This is a genomic window from Leclercia sp. 1548 (assembly GCF_050435045.1).
GTDB lineage: Bacteria > Pseudomonadota > Gammaproteobacteria > Enterobacterales > Enterobacteriaceae > Enterobacter > Enterobacter adecarboxylatus.
Genome location: NZ_JBNDJP010000008.1, coordinates 75,838 through 93,157, shown reverse-complemented (window position 1 = coordinate 93,157; position 17,320 = coordinate 75,838). Strand labels below are relative to the sequence as shown.

Sequence of the window (17,320 nt, the reverse complement as noted above, 5' to 3'; positions counted from 1 at the left end):
ATGGAGTGAATGTTACGATAATAGTGTAAAGCCTCTGTACCCTAAAAAATAAAAATCAACTTGTTCTGATGACAGCGACATATTCTGTCAATGCGGAACGGGGTGGTTATTGTCTGAATAAAATTTAAATATATTGAGATAACCATGAATATGATTAAAAAACTTCCATTAACAATGGCGGTTATCGCCGCGCTTTGCCCAATTTCTGTCCTCGCCCAGGAATTCACGCAGGAGCAAATCGACGCCATTGTGGCCAAAGCGGTGGACAAAGCCCTGGCCGAGCGCCAGGCCAAAATGGATGCTGCGGTGGCGAAAAAGGCCGACGTGGTGACCGAACCGCAGAGCGCCGCCCAGTCCCCGGATATGGCCATCCCGTTCGGCATTAAATTTACCGGCTATGCCCGCTACGGCGCGCACTTCCAGGCCGCCGACCAGAAATACGTCGCGGTGGACGGCTCCTACAACGGCGCCTCGGCCATTGGTCGTCTGGGCAACGAAGGCAACGGCGGCGAGTTCCAGCTCTCGAAAGCCTTTAAGGGCGAAAACGGCGCCATCTGGGACGTCAACGTGATGATTGACCACTGGGGCGACGAGGTGAACCTGAAAAAAGCCTATGCCGGGGTGACCAACATTCTGGCATCCAACCCGAACGCCTATATCTGGGCCGGGCGTGACTTCCACCAGCGTCCGCAGCAGGGCATCAACGACTACTTCTGGATGAACCACGACGGCCAGGGGGCCGGGGTGAAGAACTTCGACATCGGCGGGGTGCAGTTTGACGTGGCCACCGTGGCGGCAGTGGAATCCTGCAGCCCGGAAGTGATGGACGACGAAGCTAACCCGTCGCGCATCAGCTGTACCGGCGGCTCCGGCACCGGGGACAAAGGCAACTACGCGGCCACCTCCAAAATTCACGGCATGAAGCTCGGCCCGATCGACCTGGAGCTGTACGCCAACTACGGCTTTGACTCGAAAGCCATCGACACCGAAGAGCGGACCAACGCCTGGCAGGGTGGCGTGGTCCTGAGCCACACCAGTGACAGCGGCGTGAACAAGGTGATTGCCCGTTACTCTGATAACGCTGACAACAGCGTGTACAACAAAACCGAGGACCTGACCACGGTCTACGCCAGCTTCGAAGGGCTGTACAAGTTCACCCAGGCGACCCAGGTGGAGTACCTGCTGGCCTTCCACGACTATGACAACAGCCGGGACAATACCGACAACCGTAAGAACTACAACGCCATCGTGCGTCCGATGCACTGGTGGAACGACGTTCACTCCACCTGGCTGGAGGCGGGCTGGCAGCATGTGGATTACGACAACGGCGGGGATAACAAGGGCTGGAAGCTGACCCTGTCCCAGAACATGTCCATCGCCATGGGGCCGGAGTTCCGTCCGATGCTGCGCTTCTACGTCACCGGCGGCAAGGTGGATAACGAGCGCACCGCCCGCGTGAACAACACCCGGGATGAAACGCTGGACGACTTCAACGTCGGCGCGATGTGGGAAGCCTGGTTCTAGGTAAGACAAAAGCAAAACGGCAACATGCGTTGCCGTTTTTCATGTTTGCCCCCTCTCCCCATGGGAGAGGCCCGGCGTGGGGGCATCAGGCTGTACGCAACCATGCTATGCTGTTGGCCGAATAAAAACCAACATCGCAGGGGAGAACATGGGTTCCACACGTAAAGGGATGCTGAACGTCCTGATCGCCGCCATTTTATGGGGCAGCTCAGGCGTTTGCGCGCAGTACATCATGGAGAAAAGTCAGATCTCTTCACCTTATCTCACCATGATCCGCCTGCTGTTTACCGGCGTGATCCTGCTGACGCTCTCATTCGTCCACGGCGACAAGATTTTCTCGGTCATCAAAAATCGTAAGGACGCCATCAGCCTGCTGATTTTCTCCCTGTTCGGGGCGCTGATCGTCCAGCTTACTTTCCTGGTCACCATTGAGAAATCCAACGCCGCCACCGCCACCGTGCTGCAGTTCCTGTCGCCGACCATTATCGTGGCGTGGTTCGCGCTGGCGCGCAAAAAGCGCCCGGGCATTTTTGTGCTGGCGGCAATCATGACGTCGCTGATCGGCACCTTTTTACTGGTCACGCACGGCGATCCCACCTCGCTGACCATCTCTCCGGCAGCGCTCTGCTGGGGCATCGCCTCCGCCTTCGCCGCGGCGTTTTATACCACCTACCCTTCCACGCTGATTGCCCGCTACGGCACCCTGCCGATCGTCGGCTGGAGTATGCTGCTGGCCGGACTGATGTTAACGCCGTTCTATGCCGGGCGCGGGACCACCTTCGTGATCGACGGTAGCCTGCTGCTGGCATTCTTCTACCTGGTGGTGATTGGCACGGCGGTGACCTTCAGCCTGTATCTGAAAGGCGCGCAGATGATTGGCGGGCCGAAGGCGAGCATTCTGAGCTGCGCCGAGCCGCTGAGCAGCGCCCTGCTGTCGGTTATTTTACTGGGCGTGGCGTTTACCCTGCCGGACTGGCTGGGCACGCTATTGATTGTCTCGTCGGTGGTGTTGATTTCGATGGATTCGAGAAGACGGGTTCAGACATCAGCCTGATTTCCCCTCACCCTAACCCTCTCCCCAAAGGGGCGAGGGGACTGTCCGGTGCGGTCTTTTCGCTCTCTCCTTAGAGGGGCTGCGGTCTTTTCACCCTCGCCCCTTTGGGGAGAGGGGCGAATTTACGACTTCGCCCTCACCTTCGCTGCCACCAGCAGCGCCGTCAGCAGCATCAGCGTCCCGGAAATCACCAGCGGTGACGTCAGGCCCAGATGGTCGAGCGCCACGCCGCCCACCGCTGCACCGCAGGTGTTTGCCAGCTGGATCACCGCTACCTGAATCGACCCGGCTTTTTCGGCCTGATCGGCCAGCGAGCGGGTGATCCACGTCGACCAGCCCACCGGTACCAGCGCAAAGGCAAAGCCCCAGATAATCGCAATAGCCGAAGCCACCCACTTATCGCTGCCCCACAGGATCAGCACGGCAGCGCTGATTGCCAGCACCAGCGGCGCACCTGCAAGCGCAAATTTCAGCGAGCGTTTCAGGAACTGCGCCGACAGCGAGGTGCCGACAAAACTGGCGATACCAAAGCTCAGCAGCACCAGCGTCAGGCCATCGACGTCGAACCCGGCCATGGTCATAAATACCGGGCGGATGTAGGTAAAGAACGCAAACTGCCCGGCAAAGGACATAAAGATGGCCGTCATCCCCGCCAGCACGCCGGGGCGCTTCAGGAGGCTGAACATGTTCTGCTTATGGTGTGCGGCTTCGCCCGGCAGCGACGGCAGCGCTTTCCACACCCACACAATGCACAGCAACCCCATCACCGCGGCACCGTTAAAGACGTTGCGCCAGCCGATGATCCCGCCGAGGAAGCTGCCCAGCGGCGCAGCGATCACCAGCGCAATGGAAACCGCACCAAAAATAACCGAGAGCGCTTTCGGCACGGTACGCGCCGGTACCAGCCGCATGGTGAGCGAGGCCGACATTGCCCAGAATCCGCCCAGACCCAGCCCAAGGCAGGCGCGCCCCAGCAGCAGCAACATAAAGTTATCGGCAAAGGAGACCAGCAGGCACGAGAGCGTCAGCAGGACAGAAAAGAGGATCACCACCTTGCGGCGATCGGTGGTGCCAATCGCCTGGGTAATAAACAGGCTGGCAAACATGGCAACAAAGGCGGTGACGGTGACCGACTGACCCGCCAGCCCTTCAGAAATGCCCAGATCCTGCGCCATCGGCGTCAGCAGGCTGACCGGCAAAAACTCCACGGTAATCAGGCAGGCGACGCAAAACGCCACGGAAAAAACCGCCGACCAGTTCGGGCGGGAGACCGCTTCAACATGGGGCGGAGGGGCGGATTGGATCTGTTCTGTCATGGCATCACCTGAGGAGAAAACGAGCGAGAAAGCCGTGCAGTTTAACAGCTAAAGTGTGATCTATTTAACGTTTAGACTACTTTTGGCACTTTTTGCCGGGCGGCGCATACACCGGGCTACAGGTCAGGCAGGCCCGGTAAGCGTCGCGCCACCGGGCAAGGTGGAATCAATGCAGAAAGAAGACCCCCTCTTCCGGCAGGAAGAGTTGGTTATAGCGCTGCTGGAAGGCGTTAAGTTCGTACGGATCGGGTTCCATATCGCGCATAAAGCCGAGCGCCAGGCGAATCTGGGCATCGGTGATCGGCGCAGCGAGACGCGCTTTGCGCAGCAGGCGATACCAGCTCAGCAGGTTGTTTTCGCTGCTGTCGACTATACACACCTGCCAGATCAGCAGCACCTGAGCGGCATTTTGCAGATGCGCCTCGTCCGGGCGCTCCAGGTAGCGGATAAACTCATTGCCGGCGGTTTTGCCAAACTGATCGATCATCGACTCCAGCGGCACAGGGGTGATCCCCAGACGTTCACTGAGACGACGAATGGCGCGTCGGGGTCCCGACGTCATGACGCGAAAGCCCACCACAAACACCACGGCAAGCGTAGCCAGCATTATCCAGACCATGAACTCTCCTTACGGTTAGCCGTGCATGATATCGGGAAATGCGGTGTATCGACAGCAGACAACATCGGATTAATAAACGGAGAAACAGTGGATCGGGGCCATGAAAACCGATATCCGCCCGGCAAAGCATCCAGGCGAATATCAGCGTGCAATGAAAGTCAGATCAGCGTGTCTGCAAGCCCTTCAGCAGCGCCTCGTGGAAACGCTGCGGATCCTGCATCTGCGGGGCGTGGCCCATGTCGTTAAACTCAACCAGCGTCGCCTGGGGAATGCGTTTTGCCGTCTCTTTGCCCAACACCGCGTAGTTGCCCAGCGTCTTGCGCACCTCCGGCGGGGCGAGATCTTTCCCGATGGCAGTGTTGTCCTTCTTGCCGATCATCAATAATACCGGCATCTTCAGCTCGCTGAATTCATAGATCACCGGCTGGGTATAAATCATGTCGTAGAGCAGCGCCGAGTTCCAGGCGACTCGCTCTTTGCCCGGCCCGTTATTCAGCCCGGCGAGCATGGTGACCCAGCGCTCGTATTCCGGCTTCCACTCCCCGGCATAGTAGGTGTTTTTTTCGTACTCACGAATGCCGTCGGCGCTGGTTTTCAGCTCCCGCTGATACCACTTATCCACGGTGATATGCGGCACGCCGCGTGCTTTCCAGTCCTCCAGCCCAATCGGATTCACCATCACCAGCTGTTCCACCTGCTGCGGCCACATCAGCGCATAGCGGGTTGCCAGCATGCCGCCGGTGGAGTGCCCAATAACGGTGACGCGATCAATGCCCAGCTGTTTCAGCAACGCGTGGGTATTGTCTGCCAACTGCTGGAAGGTGTACTGGTAGCGCTCCGGCTTAGTGGATTTGCAAAAACCGATCTGATCGGGAGCCACCACGCGATAGCCGCTGGCGGTGAGCGCGCGAATGGTATCTTCCCAGGTTCCGGCACAGAAGTTTTTACCGTGCATCAGCACCACGGTACGGCCGTTGGCTTTTTCCGGCTTAACATCCAGATACGCCATATCAAGCGACTGATTTTGTGAGGTGAAGGTGAAGTGTTTCACCGGCCAGGCGTAGTCAAAACCTTCCAGCTTTTCGCCATACGTGGGAGTATCGGCAGCCATTGCGGGTGAGGCCAGTGCCACCAGCAGCGCAAGGCAGGACAATCGTCGGGTCAACATGCAAGCTCTCCATTAGCAAAAGGGGCTAAGGCTGCACGAAAGGCGGCAGCAAAAAAACTGTAGAGCATGGGGCAGATCGAGGGTGTAAAGCGGGGTAAAGGTTTGCGGGTTTTCCCTGGTGAAAAACCCGGCGCGAGGCCGGGCGGGGTTCGACTCTTACAGAATACCGGTCGTTACCTGGAAATGACGGGTTTCCCGGGACGCAAGCTGGATCAGGCTGCCGCTGCTTTGCGCCGCCAGGAATCCTTCCGGGCGGCAGGTGGCCGGAAGCACGAAGGCCGCAACCTGCTGATCGCCGTTATAGAGGATCCAGCGGGTGGCGTAGTTCAGCTCAGCACTGCTAAAGCGCGTGACAAAGGTGGTGCCATCAGGAGCGATCATGCGGAATTCCGGGCTATCCGTGTAGCGATCGAGCCGGTCGGCAAAAAAGACAATCTCAGGATCGTAAAAGTGCGGTTCAGAGAGCGTCTTCAGGGTGGCTTCGCCCTGCTGGAGCCGTTGGTTGAACGCCAGCCACTGTTCGGTCGGCTTCACGTGCGCCGGAATCGACTCGCGCAGCTGAATAGCCTCATCCGGTACGTTCTGGCTGAAGGTCGCCCCTTCAACATACGCATAGTTCATATGGCACATGTACTGCAGCGGCATGGGTACTGTCGCCAGATTGGTCACCGACATGGCGATATCAAACAGGGCGCTCTCTTTACGTAACGTTACCGCTGGCTGCGCCTGATAATGATGACCGAATCCCATCACGTACTCATAGCGACCGGTCACCGTCAGGCTATCGCCATCCAGCTCCAGCCAGGCGTCATCCATTGACGCGCAGGGCATTTCACCGTGCAGTGGATGGGCGTCCTCCGGCGACGGACAGCCGTTTGCCAGCAGGCCAGAGTGAAAGGCGAAGCAGCCATAGGTTTCGATAACCTCTTTTGCCGCTTTTGGCTGACTGAACATATTGCGCATCGTCAGGTCGCGGCCATCGAACTCCGCATCCCAGATCATCTGTCCCAGCCAGGGCAGGATCACCAGGTGGCCGCGGCTGTTTTGCACCCGCAGTCCTTCCACGCCGCTGGCGTAGCGAAACGCCGTCACCGTGAAGTCATCATTTTGCAGCAGGGTGCGCGGCTGTTCAGTAAAGAGCGCGCGCCACAGGGGAAGTTGCGTCATCGTGATTCTCCTCAGGAAGCGGTGGCTTCGGTCAATTCACGGCGCACTTTGCTCTCACGCCAGAAGTAAACCCCGACGTAGACAAAGCACAGCATGGAGACCAGGAACGAGGCCTGTAACGAATGGAACAGGTCCGCGACATAGCCCTGCACCGCAGGGACGACTGCCGCACCGACAATCGCCATCACAATGACCGCGCCTGCCATTTCGGTATGCTCGTTGTCCACGGTATCCAGCGTGCCTGCATAGATGGTCGCCCAGCACGGCCCGAACAGAATGCTCACCAGCACCGCCACGTAGACCGCGCTAAAGCTCGGTGCCAGCGCTACGTACGCCAGGAACAGCGCACCGATAACCGAGTACAGAATAAGCACTTTCGCCGGGTTGAAGCGGGTCATCAGAATGTTGGCGACAAACTTGCCGATGAAGAAGCAGGCAAAGCTGTAGACCATAAAGTTAGAGGCGTCGCGTTCGTTGATGTCCCCTAACTCCAGCGCCAGACGGATGGTGAACGACCACACCGCGACCTGCATGCCCACATAGAGGAACTGCGCCACGATACCGCGACGGAAGCGGGCATTGGTAGAGAGGTAACGCAGCGTATCCATTGCCGACGGGCGCTTACGTTCTGCGGTTTGCGCCACTTTGCAGGTTGGGAAGCGGGTCAACAGGAACAGAACCATCACCACAACCAGCACCATAATCATGTACTTATAGGGTTCGAGCGTGTTTTCCAGCATCAGGATCTTGAAGTTATGGATCTGTTCAGCGTTCATGCCCGCCATCTGTTTTTCCAGGCTGTCGCCTTCGGAGAAGACCAGATATTTACCCAGCAGGATGCCCGCCGCCGCACCTATCGGATAGAAGGTCTGGCTGACGTTGAGGCGCAGCGTGGCATATGCTTTGGGGCCAATCATTGAGCTGTAGGTGTTGGCCGCCGTTTCAAGGAAGCTCAAACCAATGGCAATGGCAAAAATTGCCGCCAGGAACATGGTGTAGGTTGCCATATGCGAAGCGGGGAAAAAGAGCGTACAGCCCACGATATAGAGCGTTAATCCGATTAAGATCGCCACTTTATAGCTGGTCTTTTTAATGACCAGCGAGGCCGGAATAGCAATAAGGAAATAGCCGCCATAAAACGCGCTTTGCACCAGCGCTGAGGCAAAATTACTGAGTGCAAAGACGCTTTTAAACTGCGTAATTAAAATATCATTTAAAGCAGCAGCGCATCCCCATAACGGGAATAAGCAGGATAACAAAATAAACTGGAACAGAGGGGTTTTATTCAGATAGCCGTCAGGCATCTGAATGATGTTTTTATCGTTCATAGTGCTACCTTTTATTTCGCAGGGTTTTATTATTCGTTCAATGCCAGATACTCATTGAATTGTTCAATGCTGGGGTAAGACGACTGGGTGCCTTTCCCGGTGACGCTGAAGGCGGCAAAGAGGGAGGCTTTTTTCATGGCGGCTTCAACGTCGCCGCTCTGGACGTAGTAATGGGCGAAGCAGCCGATAAAGGCATCACCGGCCCCGCTGGTATCTACTGCATTGACTTTACATGCCGGAACCTTGACTTCCCGGTCGCGCGTCATCCAGAGCGCGCCTTTTTCACCCATGGTGACGATAATATTATTCAGCCCTTTCTCTACCAGCGATCGCGCCGCGAGACAGATATTTTCGTAGGTATTCACCGGCATGCCGGTCAGAATTTCCAGCTCGGTTTCGTTCGGCACAAAGAAATCACATTTACAGGCATAGGACATATCTAATTCACGTAATGCAGGGGCTGGATTTAATAGCACCTGAATACCGTGCTTTTTACCAAAGTCGATGGCGTGATAAACCGTCTCCAGCTGCACTTCAAGTTGCAGAACAATTAACTGGCACTTTTTCAGATCGTCTGCCGCGCGGTCGATATCTTCTGGTGAGAGGAATTTATTGGCGCCCTTCACAATCAGAATACTGTTGCTGGAGTTGGCGTTAACAAAGATCGGCGCCACGCCGCTACTGGTACAGGGCACTTTTTCCACATAGGTGGTATTGATACCCCAGGACTCCAGATTGCGGATGGTGTTATCAGCAAAAATATCGTCACCGACCTTGGTCAGCATCATCACCTTCGAATTGAGCTTGGCCGCCGCCACCGCCTGATTCGCGCCTTTGCCGCCACAGCCAATTTTAAATGCCGGGGCTTCGAGGGTTTCGCCCTCCTTCGGCATCTGATTAATGTAGGTGATGAGATCCACCATGTTGGAGCCGATAACCGCGATATCCATCTTTACTACCTCTCTGAAACAATCACACAACAATGATATTATCGTAACATTATCATGTTATTTTCGTATCATTTGTGACTGTGATCGCGATTACAGGATCCCTCCCGCTGTTTATTGTTTAAGCGTTATGCGGCGATAGAAATGTGATCCAGGATTGAGGTTTGTTAATTAAATCATTTATAACAATGAGTTGAGGTAGACAAACAGTTTGAGAAGTGACTTTTCTTTCCTGCCGGGCGGCAGTATAGTATGGCGCAACAAGAATGTTCCTGACGCATCATAAATGTGTTTATCGGAACATCATAAAGTGCGGAGAGGGTGAATGGAGACGAAGCAAAAAGAACGAATCCGGCGTCTGGTGGAGCTATTAAAGAAAACCGACCGCATTCACCTGAAAGATGCCGCCAGGATGCTTGAAGTCTCCGTCATGACCATCCGTCGCGATCTCAGCCCGGATAACCATGAAACCGTGCTCCCCCTGACCCTGCTGGGCGGCTATATCGTGATGGTCAACAAACCGGCCTCCGCGCCTGCGACCCCCGTCGTTCGCAGCCAGACACACCATCCCGACGACTTGCCCATCGCCATTCTGGCGGCCGGCATGGTGGCAGAAAACGATCTGGTCTTTTTCGATAACGGCCCGGAAATGCCGCTGGTGATTAGCATGATCCCGGACGACATCACCTTTACCGGTATCTGTTATTCACATCGCGTATTTATGGCGCTCAATGAAAAGCCCAACGCCACCGCCATTCTGTGTGGCGGCACCTATCGGGCAAAAAGCGATGCGTTTTATGACACCAGCAATCCCTCGGTGCTGGACTCCCTGAACCCGCGTAAGGTGTTTATCTCCGCCAGCGGCGTGCATGAGCACTACGGCGTGACCTGGTTTAACCTGGACGACCTGGCCACCAAGCGCAAAGCCATGCAGCACGGCATCCGCAAAATCCTGCTGGCCCGCTACGCCCTGTTTGATGAAGTGGCCCCCGCCAGCATCGGGCCGCTGTCGGCCTTTGATGTGCTGATCAGCGACCGTCCGCTACCGGCAGACTATCCGGCCCACTGCCGGAACGGCTTTGTGAAGATCATAACCCCGGACGCTGCCGGGGACTGATTTACTCGAAGAACACCGTAATTTTGTTAAACATGGTCGGATCGGACTGGTTACGCACCACTTTCACCACATCTTCCAGCTTGTCGATCTGGGCCATCATCTGCTCCAGTCGCTGATCGTCATTCACCAGCAGCCAGATGCGGCTGTGTTCGCTTCCCTGAATCGGCAGACAGAGGATGCCCTCCACGTTAAAAGCGCGGCGGGCAAACAGCCCGCAGACGTGGGTCATGACGCCGGGGTGGTTGCGGACAGTAAGCTCCAGAATGACGTTATCGTTTTGTTTTTGCATGGCTTATTCCCCCACCATTTCAGTATTGGCCGCACCGGGTGGGACCATCGGATAGACTTTTTGTTGTGGATCGATACGCACGTGGATCAGCGCCGGGCCAGGGCGTGAGATCGCTGCCTGCAGCGCCGCGTGCGCGTCTTCCTCGGCATTCAGATCGCAGGTGTGCAGGCCAAAACCGGCTGCAATCTGCATAAAGTTAATCATCCCCGGATAGGTGGCCGCAAAGACGCCCTGCTTGTAGAACAGGCTCTGCTGCTGATGCACCAGCCCCAGCGCTTCGTTGTTCATAAGGATAATTTTCACATCCAGCTGGTTTTCCGCCGCGGTGGCCATCTCCTGAATATTCATCATCAGGCTGCCGTCGCCGGAGAAGCAGATCACTTTCCGGTCCGGGTTTGCCAGCGCCGCGCCTACTGCCGCAGGCAGACCAAAGCCCATCGTTCCCAATCCGCCGGAGGTCAGCCACTGACGTGGACGGTTCAACGGATAGGCCTGGGCGGTCCACATCTGGTGCTGGCCCACGTCGGTGGTGATGATGGCGCTGTCGTCCACGCAGGCGGCCACGGCGTTAATCAGCCCGTAATGGCTGAGCGGATCGCCCCCGGTCGGAATAGCCCCCGGGAACTCCTGTTGCAGGCCGGTCACCTGCTGATGCCACGCGGTGCGCGGGGTAGCATCAATGTGTGGCAGCAGCTGCGCCAGCACCTCGTTAACATCCCCCTGGATCGCTACATGCGGCTGTTTGATTTTGCCCAGCTCTGCGCGGTCGATATCCACATGGATAATTTTGGCGTTCGGGCAGAATTGCTCGGTTTTGCCAATCGCCCGGTCATCAAAACGCGCCCCGAGAACAATCAGCAGATCCGCTTCCTGCAGGATAAAGTTGGTGCTGCGGGCGCCGTGCATGCCAAGCATCCCCAGCGACAGGGGGTGCGCTTTTGGCAGCATGCCCAGTGCCATCAGGGTCATGGTGGTCGGCAGGCTGGCTTTTTCGGCCAGGGCACGCACCGCGTCAGGCGCATCGATGACCCCACCGCCCAGATAGAGCACCGGACGTTGTGCAGCGTTTATCATCGCCGCCGCCTCGCGCACGCTCTCAACGCTGAATTCAGGCGATGGTGCACGCGTGCCGGGTTCTGGCAACACGTCGATCTCAATTTCAGCGGTCTGCACATCCTTAGGAATGTCTATCCACACCGGGCCAGGGCGGCCGGACTGGGCGATACGGAACGCATCGCTGATAACCTGCGGTAATTCGCTGATATCGCGCACTAAATAGTTGTGCTTGGTGATGGGGATAGAGATGCCGTAGGTGTCCACTTCCTGAAACGCATCGGTGCCGATCATCGAAGCTGGCACCTGGCCGGTAATGCAGACCAGCGGGATAGAGTCGAGACGGGCATCGGCGATGGCGGTCACCAGGTTGGTGGCCCCCGGCCCGCTACAGGCCATACAGACCGCCGGTTTGCCCTGGGTACGCGCCATGCCCTGAGCGATAAAGCCTGCGCCCTGCTCGTGACGCGCCAGCACGTGGCGGATCTGCGTGCTTTGGCTTAAAGCGTCATACAGCGGAAGTACCGTCCCGCCAGGAATACCCGCTACCGTGGTAATGCCCTGACGTTCCAGCAAATGAACGATTAACTGCGCGCCAGTAAAACGCGTCTTGTGTGATGTTGTGCCCGAACTTGCCATGCTCCAGTCCTTTTATTCTGAGCCAGGTTTCCGGGGGGCCTTTAAACAAAAACCCCGCCGGTTTGCGCCGGCGGGGTTTGGAATCGTGTGTTGATTCAGTCCCTACGGCGCATTGCCGACGACCACCACCACACGCACGACGACCACTGCGGCTGGGTGCGCAGTTTTTAGTAGGGTCGAGGTCAGCATGGAAGCGTTCATTAGGAACCTGTTTCTGGAATCATTAAGTGGATTTATACAAGCACAGGTTTTGAGGCGTGACAACGGAATTATTTTCATCTGGCCGAAAATGCGTCAAAGATCACGTTTCGCTTGTCGAGTGATGACGCTCAAAAGGGGAATGTAACTCACCCAATCAACAGTGCAGGTGTTACACCGAATCTGGTCACCAATGTTTTGATATGGTTGAGAATCCATCAAGGTTTTACAACCGCAATACTTACAAGAACGGATTCCATTTACAGGCGTAACGCAACCATGTCGGGGCTATATGCTTCATAGCGACTAATTCTTGCACGCACGGTATCCAGCGTTGGAAAAAATTTTCAATGCTGCAGGGTACGGAAAATGACCTTTTGCTATGGTTCGCCTAAAAATGGCGTTCTTGCGTGTGCTGCGGAAGGTTGGGTACCGCATATAAACCAGCTTTCATAGAAATTAGTCGCGTTCTATTCCTCTGATAAGCGACATCTGACTACTTCGCAATGTTAACAAAAGCAAAAACCACCGCTTATTTCGGTGGTTTTATAAGCATTGCAAAGACTTACTGCATGTGTATGACATAAACCTATAAGCTAGAACTTTAAATTTTGCCAGATAGCTTTGTTGTAAATCCCGTTTCAGTATGTTGCTCGCTCATTCCAGGAGTCACTATAAATAATATTGCCCTCGCAATGCTTCCAGGTAATTTTCTCATAACGTATGAGAACCGTTTCAAGGTGTGTTCCCGTGTTTGCGCCTGGATACAGGTCTGGTGTGATTGAGGTTATTTTTACATTCTCAAGGAAGATATTAAAATACTCCTGTTCTAAACCAGCCTGATTAATCTGATACATCTTAATAGTGGCAGACTGGAGCGTTTTCCCCATACTCAGCGCCCGAAATAAAAGCGGGGTGACACGATCAAATTCCTTTTGAAACATGACGGGCATATGTATGCGCGTACCCGTCAATCTCCCGGTGTTCCCGTCAACAGGGATGTTTACATTATGCGTGAAAGATTTAAGTTCAATTGCACCTTCACGCCCTGATACAAGGCAAGGGCCAACCATGGGAGAACCATTTTCATCAGTTAAAAATAAATAAGCCGGATTTGACATAAAAACTCCTTTTTATAAAATTCAATCGTACTTATCAAAGCGACCGAAAATGATTGGATGAACAATAATAAATACGACGATAGCAATGAATGTTAACAATACCCAGTAGTCGGGTACCAACCACAGGAACAAAGAGGCGCATGCAAAAATATAAATTGGAAATAAAATATCCGAAAATAAAATTGATAGCAGACTCTTAAACATACCCCTTATCCTTTAAGTCATTAGAAATTGACTCGAAATCTCTGTAGAATCCCATTCGCACCTTCTTAATAAGTTCAGACAGAAAAGGCTCAAAAAAGTAGTAAAGCATTTCTAATTGTGCGGCATAGAGAGTTGCGTAATAATCAGGATCCAGAGTTTTCAAGCGACGGGCAGCAAGAGCGCACTTCTGTTCTGTGCCAATCAATTGCAGTGCCATGACGACGTTAGGTACGCGACGTGCAAGCCGTTCGATGACGATTTCTGAGAGTAAGCCAGATTCGGAAAGGGATTTTGCCAGTCTCCAAGCTATTGTTAAACGTGCAGCCTTACTTGTAGGTATATTTTTAACAAGGCCGGTTACTTTTGAATCCATCTTACGAACACGATTTTGTTCATTTCCATTTTCAGAATCAGCTATAACACTTTCGAAATAAAGATAGAGCATATAGGCTATTACATCGCGATAACGATAAATAGACATAATAGAGAGATACATCCTCTTTTCTTCTGAGAGAAGCTCATCACATGCATCATGATAGATGGGAATTAAGCATGATGAGTACCAACTTACACGCTCCATTCCTGAGTAAATATCAGAGCCGATCCCCTTTAATACTTGCCATGTCCCTGCAACGCCTTGCTGTCCATAAATAGCCAACTGTCTGTCGCTCTGGAACTTCATCTTTAAATAATCAGATGCTTGCATAATGTATCCATACGATTACTGCGATTATATAGGTATACATTGAAAAGCCATGCAATTCAAATTAGTGAGATTGATTCACATAGATATTCACATAAAACATAATTTGGTTCATTACTATTTATTATGATAATACGTGATGCACTTTTAATTTTTCATGGGGTATGGATGACTTATATTAATTTACGAACTTAGTGGCGTTGACATGCAAAATTAGACACCTACTTCTTCATAAAAATAGTGTTCCTTAAGCGATCCTAACCAATCAGCAGCGGGGCTAAACAGCGGAACCACTACTTTCCAGCGGTTGGTTGAATATTATAATTATATCAAATTTATATATAACAATTATCAAATGGATGGTTTAAACATGCTGCATACCAGCCGTGTGCGTGGCTAATAAGTAGACAGATGTTTTTGAGACCACAAAACAAAAAACCCCGCCGGAGCGAGGTTTTTTTTCAGTGTTTGCGGCTGGTGACCGCAGAGCACACTGTGTTACGTCAACGCACGAAGTATACGCGATCGCACAGGAACGCGCAATTTACGGCACGGATTTTGACGCATTTGAGTATGGCTCCCGCTTCACGTTTTGTCCATAAATTACTGTTCATATATACAGTATTTATCTATACTGGGTGTGTTCACAGGGTGTGAGGGGAGCCGCTCGTAGTACACCGGCGCAACGAAGTCCTGGCTGAAACGGGTGGTGCCGTCAGCGCCTCCACTCCCCACCTGAGCACACTGTGTTACGTCAACAAAGGTGCTGGTCACAGGCGGCGGAAAGGTACGCCAGCATCGTGCTCCTTAACCAGAGGAGACGCGTATGAGCGTAGTGGATATGGTTGTACTTATCCTCAAACTCATTGTTGCAGCACTGCAACTGCTTGATGCTGTCCTGAAATACGTTAAGTAACTCAGGTTCAAGCCGCACCAAAGAGGGGCGGGAAACCGCCCCTCTTTAATAACGAGGGAATGCTATGTTGCGTTTGTTAATTGAGCCTGTCACGCCGCACGAACCGGGGTATATCGCGCTTAAAACCGAGAGCACCGCGCTCAATTTCAATATGTTGCGCAGGCTGGAAGAGAACTGGGAACGGGGTGAAAACCGCTTTAACGCTCCCGGTGAAAAACTGTTGGGTGCGTTTCTGAACGGCAAACTGGTGGGGATTTGCGGGTTAAACCGCGATCCGTTCAGCCAGCAGCCGCGGGCCGGTCGCATCCGCCATCTCTATATCAGCGAAAGCTGTCGTGGGCTGGGTATCGGCAAGCAACTGCTCGCCGTCGTGATGGCCGATGCCAGCGTCTGGTTTGATTTTCTCAATACCCACGCGCCTGAGGCTGCCTGGCCCTTCTACCAGCGTGCTGGTTTCACGCTGGTTGTGGATGAACCGCGCGTCACGCACCGGTTATTCTGCGCAGTGTAACGGGCGGGCCATATCGGTTTGCGGCACGACGGATCGCGGCTGCGCCAGGCCCGATCCCGTGGCAACTTTAGTTGCCGTTGTTGTTTATTAATCCTGCCTTTCTGCCGCGATTCATTCATCACCGCAATACTTAACTTGTCATCTCACTGTGGTAGATTCCACGCGCATTTATGGGAATGCGTAGTCACTTATTCTTTATTTATCACTTTGGCAGAAGTATTCAGCAACATGAAAAGACAACGGAACGTTAATTTACTCTTGATGTTGGTATTGCTGGTCGCCGTCGGTCAGATGGCGCAAACCATCTATATTCCGGCCATTGCCGACATGGCAAACGCGCTCCAGGTGCGTGAGGGTGCCGTCCAGAGCGTAATGGCAGCCTACCTGCTGACCTATGGTGTGTCGCAATTATTCTACGGCCCGCTCTCTGATCGCATTGGTCGCCGTCCGGTGATTTTGGCCGGGATGACGATTTTTATGATCGCCACGGTGATTGCGATAACCACCCACAGCCTGAGCGTGCTGATTGCCGCCAGCGCATTACAGGGCGTCGGCACAGGGGTCGGCGGAGTGATGGCGCGTACGTTGCCGCGCGATCTGTATGAAGGCAGCCAGCTGCGCCATGCCAACAGCCTGCTCAATATGGGCATTCTGGTCAGCCCGCTGCTGGCCCCGCTGATTGGCGGCCTGCTGGATACCATGTGGTCCTGGCGCGCCTGTTACGGCTTTTTGCTGGTGCTGTGCGTTATCGTCACCTTCAGCATGGCGCGCTGGATGCCGGAAACCCGGCCCGCGGAAGCGCCGCGCACCAAACTGCTCACCAGCTACAAAATCCTCTTCGGCAACGGAGCCTTTAACTGCTACGTGCTGATGCTGGTGGGTGGCCTGGCGGGGATCGCGGTATTCGAAGCCAGTTCGGGCGTACTGTTGGGCGCCGGGCTGGGCCTCAGCAGTATGGTGGTGAGTATTCTGTTTATTCTGCCGATCCCGGCGGCGTTTTTCGGCGCCTGGTTCGCCGGGCGCGCCAATAAACGCTTCACCACCCTGATGTGGCAGTCGGTGGTGAGCTGCCTGCTGGCGGGGCTGATGATGTGGATCCCGGGCTTGTTCGGGGTGATGAACGTCTGGACCCTGCTCGTCCCGGCCGCGCTGTTCTTCTTTGGCGCGGGGATGCTGTTCCCGCTGGCAACCAGCGGTGCGATGGAGCCGTTCCCGTTCCTCGCAGGCACCGCCGGGGCACTGGTGGGGGGGCTGCAAAATATCGGTTCCGGCGCGCTGGCCTGGCTTTCGGCAATGCTGCCGCAAAACGGACAGGCGAGCCTCGGGCTGCTGATGACGCTAATGGGTCTGCTGATTTTGCTCTGCTGGCTGCCGCTGGCCTCCCGCGCGTCACATCACGAGCAGGCGGTGTAAGCGGATCTTGCCCCCAGGCCAGTTTCCTGTTTT

Annotated in this window: 17 protein-coding genes; 6 read left to right on the top strand and 11 right to left on the bottom strand. The window is 54.5% G+C overall.

All coding sequences use genetic code 11. The features are described from left to right. The first annotated feature begins 144 nt into the window (after nt 1-144). On the top strand, nt 145-1,524 hold the full coding sequence (locus tag ABIE02_RS19405) for a carbohydrate porin (protein WP_117386647.1): 1,380 nt from the start codon (nt 145-147) through the stop codon (nt 1,522-1,524). A 148-nt stretch (nt 1,525-1,672) separates the two neighbouring features. Beyond that, entirely contained in the window at nt 1,673-2,578 is a 906-nt protein-coding gene (locus tag ABIE02_RS19400) for a DMT family transporter (RefSeq protein WP_032615626.1), read from the top strand. A 122-nt stretch (nt 2,579-2,700) separates the two neighbouring features. Here the strand turns inward: ABIE02_RS19400 and nepI are convergent, their stop codons facing one another. The 6 genes from nepI to rbsK form a co-directional block, all read right to left on the bottom strand. Then, complete coding sequence (gene nepI / locus ABIE02_RS19395) at nt 2,701-3,894, bottom strand: purine ribonucleoside efflux pump NepI (protein ID WP_336995112.1); 1,194 nt, start codon at nt 3,892-3,894, stop codon at nt 2,701-2,703. A 166-nt stretch (nt 3,895-4,060) separates the two neighbouring features. Further along, the gene (locus ABIE02_RS19390) at nt 4,061-4,513 is read right to left on the bottom strand and encodes a DUF1198 domain-containing protein (RefSeq protein ID WP_117386649.1); all 453 of its coding nucleotides are present in this window, start codon (nt 4,511-4,513) and stop codon (nt 4,061-4,063) included. A gap of 163 nt (nt 4,514-4,676) precedes the next feature. Continuing rightward, complete coding sequence (locus tag ABIE02_RS19385) at nt 4,677-5,681, bottom strand: alpha/beta fold hydrolase (protein ID WP_336995113.1); 1,005 nt, start codon at nt 5,679-5,681, stop codon at nt 4,677-4,679. 156 nt (nt 5,682-5,837) lie between these two features. Then, the gene (locus tag ABIE02_RS19380) at nt 5,838-6,848 is read right to left on the bottom strand and encodes an aldose 1-epimerase family protein (RefSeq protein ID WP_336995114.1); all 1,011 of its coding nucleotides are present in this window, start codon (nt 6,846-6,848) and stop codon (nt 5,838-5,840) included. 11 nt (nt 6,849-6,859) lie between these two features. Beyond that, nucleotides 6,860-8,176, bottom strand: a complete 1,317-nt coding sequence (fucP, locus tag ABIE02_RS19375; RefSeq protein WP_059309035.1) for an L-fucose:H+ symporter permease — start codon at nt 8,174-8,176, stop codon at nt 6,860-6,862. 29 nt (nt 8,177-8,205) lie between these two features. Next, nucleotides 8,206-9,126, bottom strand: coding sequence for a ribokinase (rbsK, locus tag ABIE02_RS19370; RefSeq protein WP_336995115.1), 921 nt, complete (start codon nt 9,124-9,126; stop codon nt 8,206-8,208). Nucleotides 9,127-9,448: 322 nt separating this feature from the next. Here rbsK and ABIE02_RS19365 point away from each other — a divergent pair, with 322 nt between their 5' ends. Further along, on the top strand, nt 9,449-10,240 hold the full coding sequence (locus ABIE02_RS19365) for a DeoR family transcriptional regulator (protein ID WP_077226447.1): 792 nt from the start codon (nt 9,449-9,451) through the stop codon (nt 10,238-10,240). Nucleotide 10,241: 1 nt separating this feature from the next. Here ABIE02_RS19365 and ilvN read toward each other — a convergent pair whose 3' ends face one another. The 5 genes from ilvN to ABIE02_RS19340 form a co-directional block, all read right to left on the bottom strand. Then, nucleotides 10,242-10,529: an acetolactate synthase small subunit gene (gene ilvN / locus ABIE02_RS19360; protein WP_032615597.1), complete on the bottom strand. Its 288-nt coding sequence runs from the start codon at nt 10,527-10,529 to the stop codon at nt 10,242-10,244. Between the two features lie 3 nt (nt 10,530-10,532). Continuing rightward, the gene (gene ilvB, locus ABIE02_RS19355; protein WP_032615595.1) at nt 10,533-12,221 is read right to left on the bottom strand and encodes an acetolactate synthase large subunit; all 1,689 of its coding nucleotides are present in this window, start codon (nt 12,219-12,221) and stop codon (nt 10,533-10,535) included. A 102-nt stretch (nt 12,222-12,323) separates the two neighbouring features. Further along, nucleotides 12,324-12,422 (bottom strand): ilvB operon leader peptide IvbL, encoded by a 99-nt coding sequence (gene ivbL, locus ABIE02_RS19350; RefSeq protein WP_071886509.1) that lies wholly within the window; start codon nt 12,420-12,422, stop codon nt 12,324-12,326. 638 nt (nt 12,423-13,060) lie between these two features. After that, nucleotides 13,061-13,540, bottom strand: a complete 480-nt coding sequence (locus ABIE02_RS19345) for an Hcp family type VI secretion system effector (RefSeq protein ID WP_032615593.1) — start codon at nt 13,538-13,540, stop codon at nt 13,061-13,063. 196 nt (nt 13,541-13,736) lie between these two features. Then, on the bottom strand, nt 13,737-14,450 hold the full coding sequence (locus ABIE02_RS19340) for a hypothetical protein (RefSeq protein WP_117386654.1): 714 nt from the start codon (nt 14,448-14,450) through the stop codon (nt 13,737-13,739). Nucleotides 14,451-15,273: 823 nt separating this feature from the next. On the opposite strand from ABIE02_RS19340, the gene tisB reads away from it, so the two are divergent. From tisB to emrD, 3 genes are all read left to right on the top strand, one after another. Next, the gene (gene tisB, locus ABIE02_RS19335) at nt 15,274-15,363 is read left to right on the top strand and encodes a type I toxin-antitoxin system toxin TisB (RefSeq protein ID WP_039032257.1); all 90 of its coding nucleotides are present in this window, start codon (nt 15,274-15,276) and stop codon (nt 15,361-15,363) included. A gap of 64 nt (nt 15,364-15,427) precedes the next feature. Then, nucleotides 15,428-15,874, top strand: coding sequence for a GNAT family N-acetyltransferase (locus ABIE02_RS19330; RefSeq protein WP_032615583.1), 447 nt, complete (start codon nt 15,428-15,430; stop codon nt 15,872-15,874). A 228-nt stretch (nt 15,875-16,102) separates the two neighbouring features. After that, complete coding sequence (emrD, locus tag ABIE02_RS19325) at nt 16,103-17,287, top strand: multidrug efflux MFS transporter EmrD (protein WP_148569675.1); 1,185 nt, start codon at nt 16,103-16,105, stop codon at nt 17,285-17,287. Nucleotides 17,288-17,320 lie beyond the last annotated feature (33 nt).